The 23,565-nt window shown below is 32.6% G+C and carries 23 protein-coding genes; 8 read left to right on the plus strand and 15 right to left on the minus strand.

Features of this window, described 5'->3' with window-relative positions:
- The first annotated feature begins 17 nt into the window (after positions 1–17).
- Positions 18–263 (plus strand): hypothetical protein, encoded by a 246-nt coding sequence (locus ACIQ2Z_RS05785; RefSeq protein ID WP_396183199.1) that lies wholly within the window; start codon positions 18–20, stop codon positions 261–263.
- Positions 264–390: 127 nt separating this feature from the next.
- On the opposite strand, the gene katG is transcribed toward ACIQ2Z_RS05785, so the two are convergent.
- Entirely contained in the window at positions 391–2,571 is a 2,181-nt protein-coding gene (katG, locus tag ACIQ2Z_RS05790) for a catalase/peroxidase HPI (RefSeq protein ID WP_396183200.1), read from the minus strand.
- Positions 2,572–2,890: 319 nt separating this feature from the next.
- Between katG and ACIQ2Z_RS05795 the strand changes: the two genes are divergently transcribed.
- Complete coding sequence (locus ACIQ2Z_RS05795; RefSeq protein WP_396183201.1) at positions 2,891–3,070, plus strand: hypothetical protein; 180 nt, start codon at positions 2,891–2,893, stop codon at positions 3,068–3,070.
- Between the two features lie 51 nt (positions 3,071–3,121).
- Positions 3,122–3,805 (plus strand): cell division ATP-binding protein FtsE, encoded by a 684-nt coding sequence (locus ACIQ2Z_RS05800; protein WP_396183202.1) that lies wholly within the window; start codon positions 3,122–3,124, stop codon positions 3,803–3,805.
- On the opposite strand, the gene ACIQ2Z_RS05805 is transcribed toward ACIQ2Z_RS05800, so the two are convergent.
- A complete protein-coding gene (locus tag ACIQ2Z_RS05805) occupies positions 3,774–5,021 on the minus strand; it encodes a hypothetical protein (protein WP_396183203.1) in 1,248 nt (415 codons plus the stop codon). The genes ACIQ2Z_RS05800 and ACIQ2Z_RS05805 overlap by 32 nt on opposite strands.
- A gap of 93 nt (positions 5,022–5,114) precedes the next feature.
- Between ACIQ2Z_RS05805 and ACIQ2Z_RS05810 the strand changes: the two genes are divergently transcribed.
- The 3 genes from ACIQ2Z_RS05810 to ACIQ2Z_RS05820 are packed head-to-tail and all read left to right on the plus strand — an operon-like array spanning position 5,115 to position 7,702.
- Positions 5,115–5,849 carry a glycosyltransferase family 2 protein gene (locus ACIQ2Z_RS05810; RefSeq protein ID WP_396183204.1) on the plus strand — a complete coding sequence of 245 codons (735 nt, stop codon included), beginning with the start codon at positions 5,115–5,117 and terminating at the stop codon, positions 5,847–5,849.
- A 1-nt stretch (position 5,850) separates the two neighbouring features.
- Complete coding sequence (locus ACIQ2Z_RS05815; RefSeq protein WP_396183205.1) at positions 5,851–6,729, plus strand: glycosyltransferase family 2 protein; 879 nt, start codon at positions 5,851–5,853, stop codon at positions 6,727–6,729.
- Positions 6,730–6,739: 10 nt separating this feature from the next.
- Positions 6,740–7,702 (plus strand): glycosyltransferase family 2 protein, encoded by a 963-nt coding sequence (locus tag ACIQ2Z_RS05820; RefSeq protein WP_396183206.1) that lies wholly within the window; start codon positions 6,740–6,742, stop codon positions 7,700–7,702.
- Here the strand turns inward: ACIQ2Z_RS05820 and ACIQ2Z_RS05825 are convergent.
- Genes ACIQ2Z_RS05825 through ACIQ2Z_RS05835 form a run of 3 tightly spaced genes read right to left on the minus strand, consistent with a single transcriptional unit; the run spans position 7,688 to position 10,218 of the window.
- On the minus strand, positions 7,688–8,677 hold the full coding sequence (locus ACIQ2Z_RS05825) for a class I SAM-dependent methyltransferase (protein ID WP_396183207.1): 990 nt from the start codon (positions 8,675–8,677) through the stop codon (positions 7,688–7,690). The two genes, ACIQ2Z_RS05820 and ACIQ2Z_RS05825, sit on opposite strands and share 15 nt — an antisense overlap.
- A 5-nt stretch (positions 8,678–8,682) precedes the next feature.
- The gene (locus tag ACIQ2Z_RS05830) at positions 8,683–9,072 is read right to left on the minus strand and encodes a sugar 3,4-ketoisomerase (protein WP_396183208.1); all 390 of its coding nucleotides are present in this window, start codon (positions 9,070–9,072) and stop codon (positions 8,683–8,685) included.
- A gap of 57 nt (positions 9,073–9,129) precedes the next feature.
- A complete protein-coding gene (locus ACIQ2Z_RS05835) occupies positions 9,130–10,218 on the minus strand; it encodes a glycosyltransferase (protein ID WP_396183209.1) in 1,089 nt (362 codons plus the stop codon).
- 37 nt (positions 10,219–10,255) lie between these two features.
- Here ACIQ2Z_RS05835 and ACIQ2Z_RS05840 point away from each other — a divergent pair, with 37 nt between their 5' ends.
- A complete protein-coding gene (locus tag ACIQ2Z_RS05840; RefSeq protein ID WP_396183210.1) occupies positions 10,256–11,392 on the plus strand; it encodes a glycosyltransferase in 1,137 nt (378 codons plus the stop codon).
- A 34-nt stretch (positions 11,393–11,426) separates the two neighbouring features.
- On the opposite strand, the gene ACIQ2Z_RS05845 is transcribed toward ACIQ2Z_RS05840, so the two are convergent.
- From ACIQ2Z_RS05845 to ACIQ2Z_RS05870, 6 genes are all read right to left on the minus strand, one after another.
- Entirely contained in the window at positions 11,427–13,409 is a 1,983-nt protein-coding gene (locus ACIQ2Z_RS05845) for a S8 family serine peptidase (protein WP_396183211.1), read from the minus strand.
- A gap of 6 nt (positions 13,410–13,415) precedes the next feature.
- Complete coding sequence (locus ACIQ2Z_RS05850; RefSeq protein ID WP_396183212.1) at positions 13,416–14,456, minus strand: hypothetical protein; 1,041 nt, start codon at positions 14,454–14,456, stop codon at positions 13,416–13,418.
- 73 nt (positions 14,457–14,529) lie between these two features.
- Positions 14,530–15,126 (minus strand): acyltransferase, encoded by a 597-nt coding sequence (locus ACIQ2Z_RS05855; protein WP_396183213.1) that lies wholly within the window; start codon positions 15,124–15,126, stop codon positions 14,530–14,532.
- Positions 15,127–15,269: 143 nt separating this feature from the next.
- Entirely contained in the window at positions 15,270–16,757 is a 1,488-nt protein-coding gene (locus ACIQ2Z_RS05860) for an oligosaccharide flippase family protein (RefSeq protein WP_396183214.1), read from the minus strand.
- Positions 16,758–16,760: 3 nt separating this feature from the next.
- The gene (locus ACIQ2Z_RS05865; RefSeq protein WP_396183215.1) at positions 16,761–17,870 is read right to left on the minus strand and encodes a DegT/DnrJ/EryC1/StrS family aminotransferase; all 1,110 of its coding nucleotides are present in this window, start codon (positions 17,868–17,870) and stop codon (positions 16,761–16,763) included.
- A complete protein-coding gene (locus ACIQ2Z_RS05870; RefSeq protein ID WP_396183216.1) occupies positions 17,867–18,844 on the minus strand; it encodes a GNAT family N-acetyltransferase in 978 nt (325 codons plus the stop codon). Before ACIQ2Z_RS05870 ends, ACIQ2Z_RS05865 begins: the two co-directional genes overlap by 4 nt.
- A gap of 86 nt (positions 18,845–18,930) precedes the next feature.
- Between ACIQ2Z_RS05870 and ACIQ2Z_RS05875 the strand changes: the two genes are divergently transcribed.
- Positions 18,931–20,730, plus strand: coding sequence for a gliding motility-associated C-terminal domain-containing protein (locus ACIQ2Z_RS05875; protein ID WP_396183217.1), 1,800 nt, complete (start codon positions 18,931–18,933; stop codon positions 20,728–20,730).
- A 269-nt stretch (positions 20,731–20,999) separates the two neighbouring features.
- On the opposite strand, the gene ACIQ2Z_RS05880 is transcribed toward ACIQ2Z_RS05875, so the two are convergent.
- The 4 genes from ACIQ2Z_RS05880 to ACIQ2Z_RS05895 all read right to left on the minus strand — a co-directional run.
- Positions 21,000–21,344: a hypothetical protein gene (locus ACIQ2Z_RS05880; protein WP_396183218.1), complete on the minus strand. Its 345-nt coding sequence runs from the start codon at positions 21,342–21,344 to the stop codon at positions 21,000–21,002.
- A gap of 509 nt (positions 21,345–21,853) precedes the next feature.
- On the minus strand, positions 21,854–22,261 hold the full coding sequence (locus tag ACIQ2Z_RS05885; RefSeq protein WP_396183219.1) for a hypothetical protein: 408 nt from the start codon (positions 22,259–22,261) through the stop codon (positions 21,854–21,856).
- A gap of 136 nt (positions 22,262–22,397) precedes the next feature.
- A complete protein-coding gene (locus ACIQ2Z_RS05890) occupies positions 22,398–23,174 on the minus strand; it encodes a hypothetical protein (RefSeq protein WP_396183220.1) in 777 nt (258 codons plus the stop codon).
- A gap of 165 nt (positions 23,175–23,339) precedes the next feature.
- The coding region (locus ACIQ2Z_RS05895) for a trimeric intracellular cation channel family protein (RefSeq protein ID WP_396183221.1) at positions 23,340–23,565 on the minus strand (226 nt) is incomplete at its 5' end.

Genomic DNA, 23,565 nt, shown 5'->3' on the forward strand with positions numbered 1-23,565 from the left:
CCGCATTTATTGAGTACATGCTTGGTGTTATTGAAAAGTCATTAGAAAGTTTACTTAGTTATAACAATCGTATTTTAAAAGATATAGATAGATTGGAATACTTTCTAAAACTTGGAACAAAAGAATTTACCAGAAAAGATTATATGAATGTATTTAAAGATTTGTCATCCGCAACTGCCAGTAGAGATTTGAAAAAAGGAATGGAATTACATCTATTTGAGCGGATTGGAGTTCTTAATAAAACAAAATATATCATACAATAATTACATTTTCAATAACAGTTTCTTTACAAAGTGCTTTTATTTTTTGTTTAGTTGCAAGTAAATACTATAGCATAAAAAAGGTAGCCTAAAATAGACTACCTTTTATTATTTCTACAAAACTTTAAAGTTAAGCTAAATCAAATCGGTCAAGGTTCATGACTTTATTCCATAGGGTCACGAAATCTTTTACAAATTTTTCTTTGTTGTCGTCTTGTGCATAAAATTCTGCATATCCACGCAAAATGGAGTTGGAACCAAACACTAAATCTACTCTGGTGGCTGTCCATTTTGTTGCTCCGGTTTTTCTGTCTACAATATTGTACAGATTAGAAGCAACCGGTTTCCAAGCATTGTTCATGTCAGTCAAATTCACAAAGAAATCATTCGATAAAACACCTACTCTATCGGTAAAAACGCCATGCTTAGTCCCTCCAAAGTTGGTACCTAAAACTCGCATCCCTCCTATTAACACGGTCATTTCCGGTGCTGTTAGTCCTAAAAGTTGCGTTTTGTCTAATAACATTTCTTCAGGGTTAACAACATAATCCTTTTTCTGCCAGTTTCTAAAACCATCGTGTAGAGGTTCTAAAACTTCGAACGATTCTACATCAGTCATTTCTTGTGTAGCATCACCACGACCTGGACTGAAAGGTACTGTTATGTTCACACCGGATAGTTTTGCTGCTTTTTCAACAGCGGCTGTTCCACCTAAAACAATTAAATCAGCCATGCTTACTTTTTTAGCTAATCCGCTTTGGATTTCAGCAAGCTTAGTCAATACTTTATTTAAAAGTTGAGGTTCGTTAGCTTCCCAGTCTTTTTGAGGAGCTAATCGAATGCGAGCCCCGTTTGCACCACCTCTAAAATCAGAACCTCTAAAAGTTCGGGCACTGTCCCAAGCGGTATTGATTAATTCTGCTTGCGTTAAACCACTGTTTAGTAATTTCTCTTTTAATTCTTGAATTTCATTTTCAGATAAGTTGTAATCAACCGTTGGAATTGGGTCTTGCCAAATCAAATCTTCTGTTGGAGCATCGGTACCAAGGTATCTATTTTTCGGACCTAAATCGCGGTGGGTTAATTTGAACCAAGCTCTGGCAAAAACGTCATTGAAATAAGCAGGATCATTTCTGAATCGTTCAGAAATTTTTCTGTATTCCGGGTCCACTTTTAAAGCCATGTCAGCATCGGTCATAATTGGGTTTTGACGAGCGTAAGGGTTATGAGCATCAATCGGTCTGTCTTCTTCTCTGATATTGATTGGTTCCCATTGCCAAGCACCTGCAGGGCTTTTTCTTAATTCCCATTCATGGTTAAAAAGCATTTCAAAATAACCATTATCCCATGTAGTTGGATTGGTTGTCCAAGCACCCTCTAGACCACTGGTTATGGTATCACCTGCGTTTCCATTTCCTTTTGGATTCATCCAACCAAAACCTTGGTCTTTGATGTCACCGCCTTCAGGGCTTTCACCTAAAATGGAAGCATCTCCATTACCATGTGCTTTTCCAACGGTGTGACCACCTGCAGTTAACGCAACGGTTTCTTCATCATTCATGGCCATTCGTTTGAATGTTATACGCATGTCATGAGCAGTTTTTAACGGATCCGGATTTCCGTCTACTCCTTCAGGGTTTACGTAGATTAATCCCATCATTACCGCTGCTAATGGATTTTCAAGGTCACGTTCACCACTATAACGAGTTCCTTCTACTCCTGTTTTAGCCAACCATTCTTTTTCTGCACCCCAATACACATCTTTTTCCGGATGCCAAATATCTTCCCGGCCACCGGCAAAACCAAAGGTTTTGAATCCCATCGATTCATAGGCCATGTTTCCGGCTAAAATGAATAAATCAGCCCATGAAATTTTGTTTCCGTATTTTTTCTTAATAGGCCATAATAGTCTTCTGGCTTTATCAAGATTTCCGTTATCAGGCCAACTGTTCAGCGGGGCGAAACGTTGATTTCCTGTGTTGCTTCCCCCTCTACCGTCAGCCACCCGATAAGTTCCGGCAGCATGCCAAGCTAACCGAATCATTAATCCGCCATAATGTCCCCAATCAGCCGGCCACCAATCTTGACTGTTGGTCAACAATGCTTTCAAATCATTTTTTAAAGCTTCTAAATCCAATTTTTTGAAGACTTCTGCGTAGTTGAAGTTTTCACCATTCGGATTGGTTTTTGTGTCATGTTGATGAAGAATGTCCAAATTAAGCGATTTAGGCCACCACTCCATTACTGAATTGCTGGTTTCAGTATTGGCTCCGTGACCAAACGGACATTTTCCCGGTTGTGAATTGTTCATATTTATTATTTTAAGTTTAAATTAATTTGTTTTAAAAATTAAATATCAAAACACAACTACCTTTTAATTCCTTAAAAAGTAGTTTCAATCTAATGATTTAACAATCTCAAATTTAACAAAATAAACTCGTATAATTATTAGTTTTCAATAGATAAAAACTATTGTTTTATATATATCTTATAATAATTATGCCACACTATTTTTTATAAATGGCAGAAATGCTGATTCTATGCTTAAATTCATTATCTTGTAGAAATACTAAATTTAAAAAAAATGAATTCATCAAAAATTATAGGAGCGGTTTTTAAAAATTATCAGTTTGGGAATTGGTTACATCGGTGCAACAAAGATTACTTACAGTTCCAAATCAGTCAATTTATTGGGTTTAAAAATTGATGCTTCTAACGAATCAGGCAAACAGGAAGGCTATTTATATTTAGGACTTGCTGTTGTACTTTTTGCAGGTGGAATCTATACCCTTACTAAATTGAAAAAATAATTTTGAAAACCATTGGTAACTTACTACTTTTACCAATCAAATAGTCAATTTATGTCAAACACCATCGCATCGTTAAAAAACGTCAATATTTCGCAAGAAAACAACATGATTTTGAAAAACATCAACTTAGATGTGAAACGCGGTGATTTTATTTATGTGATTGGAAAAACAGGTTCCGGGAAAAGTAGTTTTATGAAAACACTTTATGCCGATTTACCACTAACCAACGGCGAAGGTTTTATAGTTGACTTTGATTTGGCTAAACTTAAAGAAAATGACATTCCGTATTTGAGAAGAAAAATAGGTATCGTTTTTCAGGATTTCAAATTACTGCCGGACCGAAGTGTTTTTGATAACCTAGAATTTGTTTTGAAAGCAACCGGTTGGAAAGAAACAACTGAAATGAAGCAAAAAATTGATGAAGTGATGGAAAAAGTTGGCATGAAATCAATGCTACACAAAATGCCTCATCAACTATCGGGTGGAGAACAACAACGGGTTGCTATTGCCAGAGCCTTATTAAACGATCCAGAAATAATTCTAGCAGATGAACCGACCGGAAACCTTGACCCGCAAACCAGTGTGGAAGTGATGGAAGTATTGCGAAAAATTAATCAAAACGGAAAAACGATTATCATGGCAACACATGATTATGCGTTGATTATGAAATTTCCATCCAAAACGTTGAAATGCGAAGACAGCACTATTTTTGAAGTGGTGCAAAGAACGGTTTAGTACTCAAGTATTTTGCGAACAGCAATAAGGTAAACGGATAAGTTATCAGGTGGAATCGATCGCCCTGATTACTTGATATACCTGATATTCCAATGATATAAAGTATTAAAAGCCCGGCGAAAAGCAAAAAGGTATCTTTTCTGTAATACTGCCAAACCGACAACAAAGTCAGCACGATTCCTAAACCCGTTATTAATCGATTTTGGTATTTAGAAATCCAAGATAAAATAGTTTGGTTGGTTTCAAAATTTGGATTTCCCTTTACGTTTGAATACCCATTGATGCAAATGGAACCGGTGACAGAATTCCACATAAAATTGTGACTGTACGCTTTTATCAAATTCCATTTGTTGTTCAACAATTGTTCTTTGATATCCGCATTGGCAATTTGTTTTTGCTCATGGGCTTTGTGAGTGAATAAATATTCCGCTCTGGGATTCTTAATTTGATTGTATTCTACTCCTTTTCTATAACAATCTGCTTTTGAAAACAAGTAATTATAAAACGTCACACTATCAATATAACTAATGGTAAAATCGCCAAACTGGTGTTTTAAACCAGCCGCTTGAACAAAACATAAAACCAAAGAAGCGTACAAAAAAACCATTACTTTTTGTTTATACTGCGAAAAAAGTATTTTGGCAAAGTAGAGTAGCATAAGTATTGCAAAAAACTTACTGGCAGGTTTGATTAACATACTTAAAACGATGATGGAAAGAGCAAATACGAGCCATTTAAAAACCTTCGTTTGAGTATACTTTTGAATAAAATAAAACCCTGAAATCAGGAAAAAAAGAAAAGGGGTTTCTGCTAATAAATGAAAATTAAACAATGCATTGCTAACAAAAAAAACAAAACAAAGTGATATCAAAAATGCGATTTTCTCACTTACATAAGTTTGAAGTAATTCAAATAAAATTAAAATAGTAGCTAACCATAAAAAAATATTGATATATATCGCAATGCCATACAAATCAAAGGCAGAAGCTCCAAACAACAATGGAAAACCATATATAGCCGCCATCAGCATTGGTCGATAACAATGGCCACGAAAATATAAATACAAATTAGTGGCAGACAAGTTATAATCACCGGCGTCAGGATATATCAAGGTTTGAGCAGAAATATCCAACATTGCTGATAAAAATAACAACCAAAGCAATCCAACGGTCACGAGTATGAAATGATAATAATACTTTTGAAAAAAAAGTGTCATATATTTGAATAAAATAAGTTCACTATTGGTTGAAAAAAGCTAAATTGCTGCTTTAAAAATAATAGTCAAAAATAGGTTATTATTTTCAATTGTATGGAAAACCAAAGCAATCCCAAAAAATTATCGATTATTATTCCTGCCTACAATGAAGGAAGGACAATTCATTTGATTTTAAACAAAATTAAGGACGTTGTATTACCTGAGGCTGTTTTGAAAGAAATCATTGTAGTGAATGACTGTTCAACCGATGAAACCGAAGCAACCTTATTATCCTATCAATTTAATAATCCGGAATTTGTCATTCATTATTACAAGCATGACGTAAACAAAGGCAAAGGTGCCGCAATTCACAACGGAATTTCAAAAGCTACCGGTGATTTCATCCTCATTCAGGATGCTGATTTGGAATATGACCCGGAGGAATATACTGTTTTATTAAAACCAATGCTAGCCGGTCATGCTGACGTGGTTTATGGTTCGCGGTTTATGGGCGGAAAACCCCATCGAATTTTATTTTTCTGGCATACCATTGGCAATCGGTTTTTGACTTTCCTATCAAATATGTTCAGCAATTTAAACTTGACTGACATGGAAACGTGTTACAAATTATTTAATGCTACCCTTCTAAAATCACTTTCTTTGCATGAAAATCGTTTTGGGTTTGAACCGGAAGTCACTCAAAAAATAGCTCGCATTCCCAAAATTCGAATTTATGAAGTAGGCATTTCCTATTACGGAAGAACGTATGAAGAAGGAAAAAAAATCAATTGGAAAGATGGTTTTTGGGCAATTTGGTGTATTTTTAAATATGGATTATTAAGACTTTAATATGCTATCCATTTTAATTCCGACTTATAATTATGCTATTCTTGCACTTGTTAAAAATGTGCATCAACAATGCTTAAAAGCACAAATTCCTTTTGAAATCATTTGTTTGGATGACCAATCTGATAATGATTATCAAATTGAAAATCAAGTTATTTCAACTTTACCCAGCTCTATTTATAACGTTAACCAAACCAATGTCGGACGGACGCGAACTCGGCAACGATTGGCAGAACAAGCAAAATACGACTGGTTATTATTTTTAGATGCAGATGTGATTCCCGTTACTTCCGCTTTTATCAAACATTATATAGATGCTATACAACCGAACACAGTTATTTTTGGCGGCTATCAATATGAAAAGGAATCAACTGATGCTACAAAAATTTTAAGGTATAGGTATGGAAAAGAGCGAGAAGAAAAATATGCTTCTGAACGAAATAAAAATCCCTATACCTACGTGTTCTCAGGAAATATGCTAGTTCCAAAATCAATTTTTTTAAACTTTAATTACCAAGCCAACGAGAAAAATTATGGCATGGATATTTATTTTGGATATCAACTTTATCAACATCATATTTCTGTGCTTCATCTTGATAACCCAATCCTTCATTTAGGATTAGAAACAAACGAAGTTTATTTTCAAAAAGCGTTGCAAGGAGTTGTATCCCGAAAAAAATACCTTCTTCATGAAAAAGGTGTGGACCAAATGAATCCGTTAGTGCAAGCTTATTTCAAACTGAAAAAAATGGGATTAATAAAATTGGTAGCAGTTGGTTTTAAAATTGTAGCTCCCTTTTTAAAGAAAAATATATTGAGTACAAATCCAAAATTAGTTTTTTTTGATATCTATCGCTTAGGTTATCTTTGCTCATTAGAATAATGCAATAGTCATGAAACCCATATTTTCCATAATTATTCCGCTTTTCAATAAGGAAAAAGAAATTCAACAAACGCTTGAGAGTGTGTTGAGTCAATCTTTTGTTAATTTTGAAGTGATTATCATTAATGACGGGTCAACGGATAAAAGTGAGCAAATTGTAAAATCGTTTTCCGATGAACGAATTTTGCTGATTTCAACTGATAACAAAGGTGTTTCACAAGCGAGAAACTTCGGAATTAATTATGCTAACGGGGAAATTATTGCCTTTTTAGATGCTGATGATTATTGGTTTCCAAACCATTTAGAAAAGTTATTTGGATTGTATCAAAAATTTCCGGAGGCCGGATTACTGGCCACTAATTATGAATTTTATTATTCCGAGCACAATATCATTCGGCCTATTTTTGACAATATTCCGGAAGAAAATTGGAGCGGAATAGTAAAAGACTTTTTTAAATCAAGTATGACCTATCGATTGGCATGGACGAGTGCTGTTGCCGTTCCGAAAGCTATTTTAGATAAAATTGGTTGCTTTGATGAAACAATAACCCTAGGTGCAGGAGAAGATACCGATTTATGGATTCGAATTGCGGTTGATTATCCGGTAGCTTTTTCTACTGAAATTTCTGCCCGATATAATATGACGGCTCAAAACAAAATAAGTTTCAGTGATACTACAAAACGAAACTTTGCCCGATTAGATAAGTTTTATCAACAAGAAAAAGTAAATCCTTCCCTTAAGAAATTTTTAGATTTGTACCGGGTTGTTTATGCTCTTAAACATAAATTAGCCGGTGATGAAAAGAACTTTGCTTATTATTATTCCGCCATTGCGATGGAAAATTGCCCTTTGAAAAGTAGAATATTGTTGAAGTTACCTACCTTTATTTTGAAAAAGCTATTTGTGTTTGGACAGTTGTTGCACTCAAACAAAATGTATTTCAATTTTTACACCCGCTTATTTAAGTCTTGATTTTTGATAGACTCCAAAAATACTATCGGCATCACCTACACTTTCCACAAACTCTTCCTCCTTTTTAATCAAATAAGCAAGTAATTGATTTGTTTCATCGTCATTTTTTAAGAAATTATGAGCAATTCCTTTCAAGAGAATATGCAGAATATTCCATCCTAATTTTTTTTCTTCCAACAGAGTGAAATTGGCCTGCAAAGCATTTTTTAAATTAGCAGAATCAGGAGCTTCGGAAGGATCAACCAACATCATCCTTATTAGTCCCGGTCGATAAACTTTTCGCTTAACAGATTTGCCATCGATGAGTGTTTTATATTTTTTGGGAAGTTCTTTTAGTAAATCATTTGCAAAATCAAGTTGCTCTTTTTTCCATTGCAAACGATTGGGACCACAAAATTCATTTGCCACTAAAATTCCATCAGTTTTTAATAATGGTGAAATTTCGTTTTTTAAAAACCCATTGATGTCATTGAAATGATGCAAACTAGAATCGAATAAAACTACATCAACTGATTCATTTTCAAAATTCATTCGATGAAAATCATCAGCTAAATAGTCAATTTTTAAGTTGTTTTCTAAAGCCAATTGTTTGGCTCGTTCAATTCTGTCTTTAGAAATATCTACACCGATTACTTTTGAAAATAGTCCGGAAACGGCAAATTTACGTTCGTGTCTTCCTTCGCCGCAACCAATGGATAATAAGGATAAATTAGTTTTGTTGTGTAAGTATTTTTGAACAACATACGACTCATAACTCACTTCCGGATTGCCTGAAATTAAGTTATTCCAATATTGTTGTAAAGAAGGAATAATCCAAAAATCAGAGCAAGATTGATATTGGTCCCATTTTGCTGAAACCCGTTTGTTTTTCGTTAAATTAAAAAGGGATGTCAATTGCAGAAATCCTTTTTGTTTCACTTTATAGTAAACGTCAAGGAAGTCACCCACAGAAACGAATGAGGTTTCTTTCGTCATTTCCGTTATTTAGAATTACAAAAATCGATGAAATCCCGGATGTAATCTTCCTCTTCAAACACGTCTGAAGCCACCACTAAACAAACAGAACCCGAAGAAAAGTTTTTCAGTTCTCGCCATATTCCTTCGTTAATCAATAAGCCTACAAAAGGTTTGTTCAAAGTAATTGTCTTTTCTGTTTTTCCATCGTTTAGAATGACATCAAAACTTCCGCTAAGAGCCACCAAAAACTCTTTTTGTTGAACATGCGAATGTCCGCCACGCTCAGCACCACTTGGCACATCATATAAATAGTAAACACGTTTCATTTCAAAAGGCAAAACGTTTTTTTCTATGACAGATAAATTGCCACGCGGATCTTCAATTTTTGGTATAGCTATAAGTTGAAAAGACAAAATAGTTTATTTTTAATTTTGATTTACAAATCTAAGGGATTAAGTAATTAGAGTGCCTTATTTTTTAAAAATTGTTTCCTTCCATTGTGAAATGACTTGTTCAAATCGATGTTTTTCTAAAGAATGCAACGTGTTTACTTTACAAAATTTCAATAATTCCGGTTCCAAAACAAATCGATTCATGGCAATCGTTAATTTTTCAACGTTTTGATTTTCGACTAATAAGCCGTTTTGTTCCTGCTGAATGATTTCGTTTGGCCCTGATTCACAATCAAACGAAATTACCGGCGTTCCACAAGCTAAAGCTTCAATTAACACATTGGGATAACCTTCATTTCTGCTGGAAAGCACTAAAAATTGAGCTTGCTTCATGAAGGCATACGGATTTTTTTGAAACCCTTTGAAATGAACAAACGAGGCAAGGTTAGCTTTTGCTACAATCGATTCTAATTTAGATTTAAACATGCCGTCACCCAGAAAAACTAGGTGAATGTTTTGTGCCGGTAATTGAGAATCAGCATAACTTTCCAGTAATTTATCAAACTGCTTGATGTTGTCTACCTCCATTCTGCCCACTGCTAAAATGAACTTTTCAGCCATTAAAATAGGTTGTTCACTTTTTGCTTCTATTTCATCAAAATCTAACGGATTGGATATCGTAACGACGTTTTTGAGCGAATACTTTTGTTCAATTTTATGTTGAATAGCTTTAGAAACCGTGACAATTTTATAGGCTTTTCGATAAATCAGTTTCGCCAAAAAATCATTTTTAGGAAAGTAAAAATCTAACTCAAAACTATGCACCGTTGGAATATAGCGGCAATTGAAAACAAATTGATTGAGTAACAATTCCATCAGCGGTTTATTGCGAACCCGAAAATCTATTAAATAATCTAATTGATTCTTTTGAATGTATTTTTTTAAAATCAAGAATCGATTCAATCGGTTGAAGAAACCCTTTTTGTGCTTGCTTAAGTCTACTAAATTTCCTTTGTATTCAAAATCAATAGTTGAATTGACCAGGATAGTATGCACTTCAAACCCTGCCTTTTCGAAGCCAATGGAATACAAAGCAAGGATTTTTCCTGCTCCGCCATGGGCTAAGCTGGTTCCTAACAATCCAATTTTTATTTTCTTATCTTGCAAGCGATTTCATTTAAATTCATACAAATATAATCGATTCATGCGAATCTTATTGATAGGCGAATACAGCCGTTTGCATAATTCTTTAAAAGAGGGACTTTTGACACTTGGTCATGAAGTTACGCTAGTGAGTGATGGTGATGATTTTAAAAATTATCCCAACGATTATTCGTATGATGCGAAATGGAGTAAATCGAAACTTTTGTTCTATCCGCGAAGAGCTTTGCACAAATTTTTTAAGATTGATATTGCTTCTATTGAACGTGGTCTTCGGTTTTATTTTTTACTTCCTAAACTGAAAAAGTTTGAGGTGATTCAGTTCATTAACGAAGCATCTATTAATACCATTGCATCCTTTGAGATTTATTTGATTCAAAAACTGCTTTTGCATAATAACAAATTGTTCTTACTCTCCTCAGGTGCCGATGCCGTGAATGTGCAATATATGCTAGACAAAAAGTTTAAGTACTCTATACTTACTCCCTATCTGGAAGAACAAAAAGCAAGTAATGAATATCCTTATATGCTGCGGTATGTTTCCAAAAGTCATTTGAAGTTACATCATTTTTTATATCAAAACAGTAACGGGGTCATTGCCACTGATTTCGATTATGCGATTCCGTTAGAGGGAAAATCAAAGTATCTCGGATTGATTCCGAATCCAATCAACTGTGCTAAAATTGATTTTATTCCTATGGAAATAAAAGATAAAGTTGTTTTGTTTTTAGGCATCAACAGGCACAATTATGTCAAAAAAGGCATTCACTTTTTTGAAGAAGCGTTAAAGATTATTGATGAAAAATATGCTGCTAAAGTAGAAATTATCATCACGGAAAACATTCCTTATGAGAAATATATTCAGTTATATAACAAAGCTCATATTCTTTTGGACCAAGTGTATGCTTATGATCAAGGATACAATGCATTAGAAGCGATGGCGAAAGGAAAAGTAGTTTTCACCGGTGCTGAACAAGAGTATATTGATTATTATCAGTTAACAGATCGAGTTGCCATCAATGCTTTACCGGATGTGCATGAATTGGTAAAAGAGTTATCGTTATTAATTGAAAATCCGCAGGAAATTATCAGGATTGGGAAAGAGGCAAGAGCTTTTGTTGAAAAGGAACATAATTATGTGAAGATTGCCGAGAAGTATTTGAAGGTTTGGGATAAATAAAGAGGGCTTTTTCAGCCCTCTTTAAAAATTTAAATTATTTCTTAATGAATTTTATTGATTCATTCATTTCAGATGAACTTATTTTTACAAAATAAACTCCACTATTCAAATTATTCAATTTAAAATCTATTTGAGATTCTTTTGAACTCATACTGTACACTAACTTACCAAATACATCAAAAATATTGACTTCAATTTCTTCTAATATTTTATCATTAAAAACTAATCTAAAATCTCCTTCATTAGGATTAGGAAAAAGTTGAACTTTTTTATCTAAATTTCTTTGTATTAAGTCATAATTATTTTCTTCCTTTTTAGATTTACTTTTGGAAACTCTTTGAGAAGAAGAACATATATCCATACTGGTATCTATATTAATATCTATAAATCCTGTGGTTGGTTTAAAATCAGAATTTTCTATGATATCAATACTGTTTTTAGCTTTAAAAGTAGAGGTATTTGATTCTCTCAAAATTAAATTAGATAATGTCAAATTATTACTTATTCTACTTAAGTCAAAGTTAAATCTCAAAAAATCTTGGTTATCAATAACTGCATTTCCATTTGGAATCATCGATTCATATGTAAATTCGACAGCATCACCAACCTCCAACTTACCAGATCCTGAATAACCTATAAAATTTTGGTTGCCATTAATAGACTCTAAGTTTTTGGAAGTTAATTGAATAATATCTTCAACTTCATCAACTAATAAACAATCATTCAATGAATACATCAAACCAACTGTCCCTGTAACATGAGGAGCTGCCCCAGAAGTTCCGCTACCATAATATAAAGGTTGTCCGTTTTGAGTATTTCCTAATAAATACCATGGATAAATTACACTATTATAACCCGGAGCACAAATATCAACACTTTCATTTACTGTATGCCAAGAATTAAATGCATATGGCCCATTACCATTATAATTTGTTACTACAGATGGAGAAATCATATCCTTAACAAATAATGAAATTTCACCATAATTAGGATCATTGACTACTTCCTGACTCCATTCATTTTTATGATTTACAGATAATACTGAAATAACATGATTATATGAAGCAGGATATCCATATAATAAACCTGGAGAGCTATTGTTATTACCTGCACTCGCAATACAAACTACATTCTCATCATAAATTTCATCAAAAATCCATTGATAAATTGAATATGTGTTAGGAGGTGAAGTACTAAAAGTGGTCCAACTCATATTAATAACTTTAGCTCCATTATAGGCAAGTTGTAATAATCTATTTAAATTTGGAGTTGGGTTTGTGTAAGTTCCCGGAGTACCGTATAAATACCAAGTTGCCAAAATACTACAGTCAGAACAAACTCCCACCAAGCCATATGAATTATTTCCTTGTGCGGCGGCTATGGATGCAACTGATGTTCCATGCCAAGTTTCAATATTATTAAGTGAATAGGGAGGAGAATAATTTTGAGAATCAAAATATCCTGGCAATAAAGTAGTTTTACTTGAAAAATCAGCATCTCTCACATCAATAATCGCATCAGAAATACCCACTTTAATTGAGCTATCACCATAAGTATAATCCCATGCTTTAGGAACATTTACATAATCAAAATTACTTAAACTTAATGGAAAACCTAGATTAGTTTGAGGACTTGAAATTCCATAATCATTTGGATAACTACTACTTAATTCAACTTTAAAATCGGTAACATCTTCAAACTTTATAAATTTATCTGAAAATGTTGTCACCAAATTTTCACCAAAAAATTTTTCTTTCGTTACGAACATAAACACATTTAATGTTTTTTCTCTTTTAGAATCTGGAAAAGCCTGAAAAAAATCGAGAATATTATAATTTTTAAAAAAATTAAATTCTCTTTCGTCTTTTCCATCGTAAACAATAAAATTATTTTCTTTTTTAAATTTTGGAGCAAATTCCTTATTTGACATTTCTACTAAAAAGAAATTGAGGTCTTGACCAAAACTTATTAAAGAAAATAGACTCATAAAAATGAGTAAACTAACTTTCTTTTTCATAGAATACTACTTTTTAATTTGTTCTTTAAGTTGTTCAACCTCTTTATTTAATGTAATAATATAAAGTGTCAATTCCTCAATTTTCTGAAGCAATAATTTATTCATTTCGCCTAGTTCTATACCATTTTCTTCAACTTCAGAAGCAGATGGTATATCAATTAGATGCCCTTTATCATTTATGTGTTTTTCAACTTCTTCAAGAGTTGGCAATTTATAATCTTTTTCAAAAACATAATCAGCCCAGTCTGTATAAACTCTTACTCGATTTGCTCTTACCGCACCATTAACAGATAATCTGTAACTATCTGTACCATCTGTAAAATTGCTTGTTCCAATACCAATGTTTGAATCTGTTAAAATATTTCCTTCTATCATTGAACTACCTCTTACAACCAATTTATGTTGTGGTAAATAGTCACCCCAACCAGCTATCACAACCCTTGAGTTCGATTTGGGCATATCCAAAAAAACATCATTATCATTTCCAGAATCAAAAATTCTAAAAACCACATCCGAATTTTTACCATTTATTCTAAACCCAGTTTCATCACCTTGTTCTGCATGAAATCTCAATCTTGTTTTAGCAGCCCTGTCTGATACATTTAAAAACACAGTTGGATTCGGTGTATTAGCATCACTTGGATTATCTGGAAAGTCATATATACTAAAAACACCATAAGGAACTCCTTGGTCAAATAATTTAGTTCCTGCGGTTAAGGCAATTGAGGCTCTAAATCTACCTGCCCAAGTAGCATAATTTGTTCCATTAGGAGCAGAATTAAAAAACAAAGCTTGTTTTGCTGTAATATTACCATTAATGTCAACTTTTTCACTCGGAGTAGTAGTACCAATACCTAAATTTCCGGAAAAATAAGAATTACCATTTACCAAAAACTTGTTTGTTCCAAAACTTGGTGTTGTGGTGTAACCAACACCAACTGAACCAGATCTAAAAATGTTTGATGTTAAAGAAGTCCCTGTTGGACTCCATTGAGCTGAAACTACTGTCGTAATCATAACAGCAAATAAAAACGAAATTTTTTTCATAATAATAAAAGATTAATAAGTTAATTCTTTAAAATTACAAAAAAAAAAAAAACATAAAACAGTTAATTATTTGTTAAATTTTTAACCATTTATCTAACAGTTCTTTTTCAATTTCCCAATCTCTTGAAATATTTTCCTTTATTAATTTTGCAGGGATTCCACCAATTAAAATATTTTCACCAAGATTTAAATAATTTTTAGAACATAAAGTATTGGAAGCAATTGTACAATAATTTGGCGTTATTGTTTTGGAAAGAATAGTAACTCTGTTACTTACAAAATTAAAATCCCCCAAATAAATTTGTGATTTCATAGGATAAGTTTCACCATTAAAAGTATTAATCATTTGATGAAAATTGGTATCTATAACCTGTGACTCTGAACCAATTCTTGTATAATTTCCAAATCTAATTAATTCTGCACATATTATTTTACCTCTTGAACCTATAGAAGACATATTTCCCATTTCTAGCATTGATCCTTTTGAAATATGAACGAAATAATCTTTCCCGAATTGAACAAAACCTTTAAAAACTATATTTCCCTCTAAAAATAATTCTGCTATACCAATATGCTTTGTATTCATTTCATATGGTTGTCCAAAACCTATCATACCTCTTCTTATTGGTGCGTCAATCTGTATATTTCCTTTTAAACTTTGAAATTTCACTTTACCGTAAAAGAAAACAGGTAGCTTAATAGCTGTTTCATAAGGAAATATTTTGAAATTAAAATAAATTGTTTTAATCCAATTTACTTTAATAAATAGATTTTTAATGTATTTAACCCTATGGTAAATTCGTCTTATATGGATCATTTTTTCTTTCTATTAAAGTAACTTATTAAAGATTCTTTTAAATCTGAATTTTTCATTAATTCTTTGTAAGCAAAAAGAACTGAAAAAATAAATGTAATTAAAAATAAAATATATTTCATCCAAGAATTACTAATGTGAAATAAAACTATAGAGATAATACATAATACTAAACAAATAACAAAAACTATATAAAGTTTGTTTGTTAATATCAACCCATATCTCCATTTAACAACAAAAAAAACTGAAATTAAGTGAATAATAAAATATAAAAGGAATCCAATACCTAAACCTTCTAAGCCATAAAAATGATAACCATAAAGGCAAATCAATAAATATAGAAAGTTAAAAATAATTGAAGTTTTTGTAAAAACCTTAGAGTCAGCTTTAGCAATAATCATTAGTCCCATAGACCAAGAAAATGATTTAAAAAACATAGCCAAAATAGCCCAAGAAACAAAAGGCATTACCTCCAAAAAGTTTGCTGTAAATAAAATTTTAATAATTATGGGCATTAACCCAAAAAAAAGGATAATAATTGGAACTATAATCAACATAGAAAAGATTGCTTGTTGATTTACAGAATTATTTACATTTTTATTTAAACTAATTTCTGAAACTAACCTCGGATAATACTCTGTGCTCATCGCATTAAATAGTATACCTACATAAGAATTAATAATAATTAATCCTACGCTAAAAAGTCCTACCAATTCAATCCCTCCGTTTTTACTTATGAAAATTTGTATTAAATAATTACTTAGAACAGGCAAAAAACTACTAATAGACAGTAAACCTCCAAAATACAAAACATCTTTACCTTCAATTAAAATTTCATTAAACTTTATTGAGGATTTTTCGATATTTAATTTTTTGAAATAATAAACTGATACTATAAAGCTTATGAATGATGTAACAATTATTGCCGGAACTATAGCATCTATTTTAAATATATAAAATAAAGGAAGTGTCATTATTAAACCAAAAATATTTCCGTATAAATTAGATTTTGCTAAAAAATTTAGTTTAGCCATCCCTTGAAATATTGCGTTTTTTGAACTTGTGAGTTGCTTAAATAAAATTGAAACAGATATTAAAATTACAGCAATTGTTTTATCTGAATTTCCAAAACTAAATCTACTCAGGTAATTGGAAAAAATCATTGCTGTTAAAGTTCCTAAAATTCCGGTTAACAATCCTAATTTCAATATGACATATACATTTTTAGAAATTAAACGATTATCATTTATTGAATTTACTTCGGATATTTTTTTAACTCCACTTGTCTCTAAGCCGAAACTTGTCAACGCTCTTACTAATTCAATTGTAGAGTTTAAAAGACTGAAAATACCATATCCAGCCAAACCAATAAAAATGGCTAAAAATTTTGACCTTATAATTGACACGATAATTGAGGAAACTTGTACACCTCCAAATATCGTAGTAGCTTTAAGAATATTTCGATATGTATTTTTTTTTTCAATCACTCATTAATATTGATTTAAAACTTGAATGATTCTACTCACTTCCTCTTCTGTGAGCACCGGACTCATCGGTAAACTCAAGACTTCACTGTGAATTTTTTCTGTGATTGGGAAAGATAACGAATTAAATTCTTTCAATGCTTTTTGTTGATGTGGCGGAATCGGATAATGAATCATGGTTTCGATACCGTTTTCTTTTAAATAGTGTTGTAGTTCGGTTCTCTTTTCTGTGCGGATGACAAACAAATGAAACACATGATTGGTTGAACCATCATAAAAAGGTAAAACAATTTTATCGTTTTTAATTTCAGCTAAATAACGATTGGCGATTTGTCTTCGCTTTTGATTATCATTCGCTAAGTTGGGTAGTTTTACAGTTAAAAAAGCGGCTTGAATTTCATCTAAGCGGGAATTTATTCCAATATAATCATTGACATATTTTTTTTCAGAACCGTAATTCCGTAACGCACGAATGATTTTGTTTAATTCATCATCATTAGTTACCACTGCTCCGCCATCGCCTAAACAACCTAAATTTTTAGAAGGGTAAAAGCTGTAGGCAGAAGGGTAATTAAAAACGGGTGATGAGTCATTGCTTTTGGGTGATGAGAGATGGGCTCCATGAGCTTGAGCTGCATCTTGGATGATTAACAAGTTGTGTTGCTTTGCAATCGAATCAATTTTTTCCATATCCGCTAACTGTCCGTATAAATGAACGACCAAAATGGCTTTGGTTTTGGAAGTAATTTTAGCGGCTATTAAATCCGGATTCAAATTGAAGGTATCTAACTTGGGTTCTACTAACACCGGGACTAAATCCGTTTGTAAAATGGATAAGATACTTGCAATATAGGTGTTTGCCGGAACGATTACTTCATCGCCCTTTTGTAATTTTCCAAGTTCGAGGTAAGCTTTGAAAATCAAGACTAAAGCCTCTAAACCATTCCCCACTCCAATGCAATGTTTGGTTCCGCAATGAGCGGCAAATTGGTTTTCAAAAGATTGTACTTCGTCTCCCAGAATATACCAACCGCTTTGCATGAACTGCTCTAACTTTTCATGGAAAGCTTTTTCGTACTGCTTGTTGACTTTATGTAAATCGAAAAATTTTATCATACGATTACTTGCTCCAATTTGAAATAATTTTCTGTTTGAACTTGATAAAAATCCTGCGTTACAATTTTAGCTCCGAAACTTTCTTTCCAAAAGGAAAGACCGCTGTTTAATTTTCGTCCTTGTTCTTCATTGGAAATACCAAAATCAAAAAACGCTTTATCTTTAAATACTTCTGTCATTAAATAATGATGCAGAAAATCTAACGTTCCGTATTCATTCTTAGAGGATGTGACTGAAATATATTGTGAATGAGCTACTTTTTTACTTTCAAAAATGGTGGTGCCGCCCACTATTTCATTTTCTTTGTACACGTTGAACTGTCGGATGTTTAAAGGGAATTTCTGTTTCAGATTAGAAATTTCTTCTAAAGTATGAACCGGGTTTGCTTGGTGCTTATTTATTAAATTCGGAATTAACACCAAGTTCCAAAAAGAAGTAAAATCATTTTCTTCTTTAATGATTAATTGATTTTTAATTCCTCTTCTTATTCCTTGCTTTCTGTCTTTTGACAGTTTTATTTCTTTTGATAAATCAATTACGGCTAAGGTATCGCGGCGAGACAATTTAGCTTCAGCGAGAAACAAAGCATACTTTAGTTCATCTGAGAAATAATCACAATAGATAAAAGGCAATTCTTTTATATGTAGTGTTTTGATTTCGCTTACATAAAGTTGTTGTAAAATTGATTTGAAAATCAGCAGTACCTTTTCTAGTTTTAAATCACCTTTAAAAACCAATCCGCCATAGGTTAACCCTTGGTGTGAAAAGACTTCCTTTCCTACTCGATTAGCCGGCAAAACGGCCAACCATCCTTTGTCATCTTCTACGATGAGTGAATAGTCTTCGAAGCGATCATAATGGTATTCCATAAAGTCGCGGTGAAATAAAAAAGTAGCGTTTTTGGCTTGATTTATAAAATCATTCCAAGTTGAATAATCGGCTGAAGCGTATGTTCTTGTTTGGTATTGATGCACCTTAACTACTGACTCGAATGCCTCGAGACTTTTTTTATATTCAATAAAATAGTATCTTTAAATCCAAAATTGAGGATTTATACTTTATGAAACGAAAATACAACTATTTTCTGTTATGGCTACTACATTTTTTTGCATTCTCTGTTTGGGGGCAAGAGGTTAGTTTGTATCAACAGTTTAATGGTAGGTATGATTTTACGTTCGTTGGCAATACCTTAAACCCTGCTGAAAACAGTTTTCAAACTTCTCAGGAAATATTGGCTTCGTCTGCGGCTGAATTAAGTTTGAATTCCGATGACACTTTGTTGAAAGCCTATTTATACTGGGCCGGTTCAGGCGATGGCGATTTTGAGGTTGAGTTAAACGGTGAAAGCTTTACGGCAGCACGAACTTTTAGTTTAATTCGCAATTTTAATGGGGTTGATTTTACTTTTTTCAGTGCTTTTGCAGATATAACTGATTTTATTGCTACTACAGGAAATGGCGTTTATACTTTTTCAGGGTTAGACAATCTCTCCTTTTTGCCTTTACATTTTCAACGGCGAACCAACTTTGCGGGATGGGCGATTATTTTGGTTTATTATAATGCCTCTTTACCTCTGAATCAAATTAACCTTTATGATGGTTTAGAGAGTGTTCCCGAAGAGTTGAATATTAGTTTAAACAGTTTAAACGTGATTGATAATCAAGGAGCTAAAATTGGTTTTTTGGCCTGGGAAGGCGATGTGGGAATTTTGGTTAATGAAACGCTTCGTATTAATGGAACTATTTTGAGCAATCCGCCTTTGAATCCGGAGAATAATGCCTTTAACGGCACGAATAGCATCACGGGAAGTTCGGCCTTGTTTAATATGGATTTAGATATTTATGATATTCAAAATAACATTCAGCCGGGTGATCAATCGGCGGAAATAGCGTTGACCTCGGGTCAGGATTTTGTGATGATTAATGCCGTGGTGACGAAATTAAACAGTCAGGTTCCGGATGCGACCATTGTGATTGACAACGTTTTTCTTAGTTGTAATTCCAATGAAGTTACGGTTGACTATACCGTTTATAATTTGAATGCTACCAATCCGTTGCCGGCCAACACCCCTATTGCGGTTTATGTTAACGGTGTTGTCATTGCTTCTGCTGCCACTATGAATGTGATTGCCATTGACGGCAGTGAATCAAACAGCATAACGCTATTGCTTCCGGAAGGGATAACGAGTTCATTTGAACTAGTTTTTGCGGTGGACGACATTGGTAACGGCACCGGAATTGTAATTGAAATTAGCGATGCGAACAACACGGCAATGCAAGAAGTAACGTTGTTAGTTTCGCCTATTATTCCTGCTTTAAAAGCGTTGCTGGTTTGTAACGAAGGCTTTAGCCGGGGAACTTTTGATTTAAATCCGGTGTTGAATGAATTAAGCGGAACGGAGATGCTTGCTGTGACAGCCCATGAAACACTGGAAGAGGCAGAATTGGGCACAAATGCCATTCTTTCTACGGGTAATTATTCCGCTGAAACGCCCAAGACCCTTTATCTTCGGATTGAAAATGAACCGTGTCCGAGTGTGGCTCCGCTTCCACTGGCGGTTGAAAATTGTCCGCCTACGGTTTATAATTTCATTTCTGCCAATGAAGACGGTTGGAATGATTACTTCTTTATTGATGGTTTGCGGGACATTTTTTTGAATTTTGAACTAGCGGTTTATAACCGTTGGGGGTATCTTATTTGGAAGGGCAACCAAAACACAGCCGACTGGCGGGGCGAAGTAACGGAAGAAATCAAATGGAACGGAAATATTGCACCGGATGGCACTTATTTTTATGTGCTTCATTTGAATGACCCCAATTATAGTCAACCTTATCAAGGATTTTTGTATATCACGCGTTGAAAATGACTGCCGAACGATTTGATAACTTGATTTTGTAGCGACTACTTTCCTCTTTTTTTTGACGTTTTATTTATATGGTGAAACACTGCGTTTGATTTTATACTGCTTATTTACTGCGAGCAACATTGGCAAAAAATTTGAGTTTATTACGGAAAAAACTATCTAGGCAAGGTCGCTATTGAAAAATTTGTTGAGCCAATCTCGGAATGATTAAATTTTGTAGGAATTTCTAAAAGGATACGTTTAGTTTTGACTTTTTTTAGTTGCTGTTATCCTATTTTTTTAAAATTTGGATTTAAAAAAGTGTCATTCGTCGATGTTTTTTTTGAAACATGGGCCATTTTTTTTGAAACATCGGCTATATTTTTACAATCATCGGCCATTTTTTTACAATCATCGGTCATATTTTTACTATCATCGGGCATTTTTTTACAATCATCGGCCATTTTTTTACAATCATCGGCCATTTTTTTACAATCATCGGGCATTTTTTTACTATCATCGGGCATTTTTTTACTATCATCGGCCATATTTTTACAATCATCGGGCGTTTTTTTACTATCATCGGGCATAATTTTAGTAACATCGAGCGTTTTTTTTGAAGGAACTGCCACTTGTTGAAGTAGCTTAGGGCTTGTTTTTATTGATTTAATCGCTATTTGGTGCTTTTACTTTACTTTTTAGTAGGTGCAAAATTGCTTTAGAAGTGCGATTTTGATTTTTTAGTTTTTTTTACTTCGGCAGGCTCAGCATGACATTTTTTAATTTTTTTGGTTTCTTAGTTTTTAGTTTTGTTGTTCTTTTTGATTTTTTGATTCTTTTAAATTTTTGATTTTTTTGTAGGAATTAATAAAGAATTTGTGTGTTTTGGGGGTTGTTTTTTGTTTTGATTTGTGATTCTTTGGTTTTTTGATTATGATGAAGTTTGCTTAAAAAAAACCATGCGAGGAGTTGTGAGGTTGAGGGGATTAGTTATTGTGACGAAGTCGGGAGACTTTGAGCGGAGGTTTTGAATTACCCATTTCAAAGTAATGTTTTTATCAAGTTTAATTTCGCCTTTATTTTGACTAAAAGCGAATTGTATTATAAAGAAAAAATAGATTAAAATTTATACATAATTTTATTATCTAATATCGAAAATTATTTCTGTTTCCCATCCAATTTTATCATCTCTATTTTCAATTAATAACTTTTCAATTTTATTTTTAGTTTTATAGATTGTTTGAAACTCTTCGTTTCCTATTTCAATTTTTTTGATTGACTTTGAAATGTTTTTAACTTCACTATCAGACCAAGTTCCAATTCCAAAAAAAATTGTGCAAGTATCTGAAGGTTTAATTTTATATACAATTGTATCTTTTTGCAATTCATCAAAATTCATAAACTCATTATTTTCAACAATTGTATCGATATGAATTTTAATTTTTGCTTCTGATTGACCATTGTTAATAAAAACTATGTTATGAGGTGGATCACAACTAATAAATATCATTATTAGAAATAAGAAAATTATTTTTTTGATGTATTTCATTTTTGCTAACATTACCGGTAAAGTCCATCATCTAGAGTTTGCGACCATTATCACGGACCAAACAAATGTAACCAAAATTTATTTCATCAGCTTACTTTCCTGATAGCTCTGACCTCGCCATTGACGGTAGCTAGTGTTACCAGTAGTATTTCTTTCGTATTGCTTTAAATTTCTTCTCCGAAGTTTGTAAAATAATAACTCCATTTACAGCTTTATAACCATAAAGGCTTGCTGATTTTTCTTTTGTTAAAAATGTAATTCCATAAGTTTCTGCTAAAAGTATTTCTTTTAGTATTTCTTTATTTTTTATAAGATATCCATTAACAACAATCAGAGGTTCTAGATTTCTATTTTCGCCTTCCTTTATTGTTACTTTAAAATTTGGGTTGCCGTCAGCAATTTGAACACCATAATTAGTTAAGCTTTCATCTGGTTCGGGATTGTATTTCAAAACTTTAAATATCAACGAATCAACATATTTATAAAGTTTTTGATCAATTAATCTGTCGAAACGAATTACTGTAAATTCTTTAGAAATATTATTTTGAAGTCTAATAATTCTGAATTTATCAATTACTTTTTTATCTTGGTAATATTCTATTATTTGACCAAAGTCAGTTTTAATTATTTCAATCTTTTCTTTTATAAGAATTGAAGATACTTTTGCTTTTGCTGAGCATAAATTAACTTCACTCAATTTAAATGTTTTCTTTTCTATTTCCCATTTAATAAATTCACATTTTATATTCTCAATTATTTTTGGGTTTTGATAAAATTTAATTGTGTCATTAAAATTACTTTGAGTCAATTCATTTTCTGCATACCATGTTCCAATTACATCCTTTGTTCTAATTTGAGAAAAAGAAATCACCGTAAATAATAGAAAAATGAATGTTACAATTTTTTTTTTCATTATTAAAATAGACTCGTAGTTCGTGTTTTAGGTTTTAATAAAGCCAGTAACTAGTATATATCATCAAATATATACAACTTTAACATGGTTTTCAAAAATTAACCCTAGCTCTATGAAGTCTTTCGACTAGCATTGTGCTAATTTAGAGCGGGTTAGTTGAGAAATCTATCCCCTCCCCATCGTCGGCAAATACCATTTAAACTTAACCGCCATCAATCGAATGGAAATGATAACGACAGAGGTTACTAAATAAAGCACATCATCGTTTAAGTTGAAATGCTTTAAGGCAAAAAATAGCAAACCTCCGATGATGCAAATGGTGGCGTAAATTTCTCTTCGGAAAATGATGGGGATTTCATTGCACAGTATATCGCGAATGACTCCGCCAAAA

It is taken from the genome of Flavobacterium sp. (assembly GCF_044361015.1).
Taxonomy (GTDB): domain Bacteria; phylum Bacteroidota; class Bacteroidia; order Flavobacteriales; family Flavobacteriaceae; genus Flavobacterium.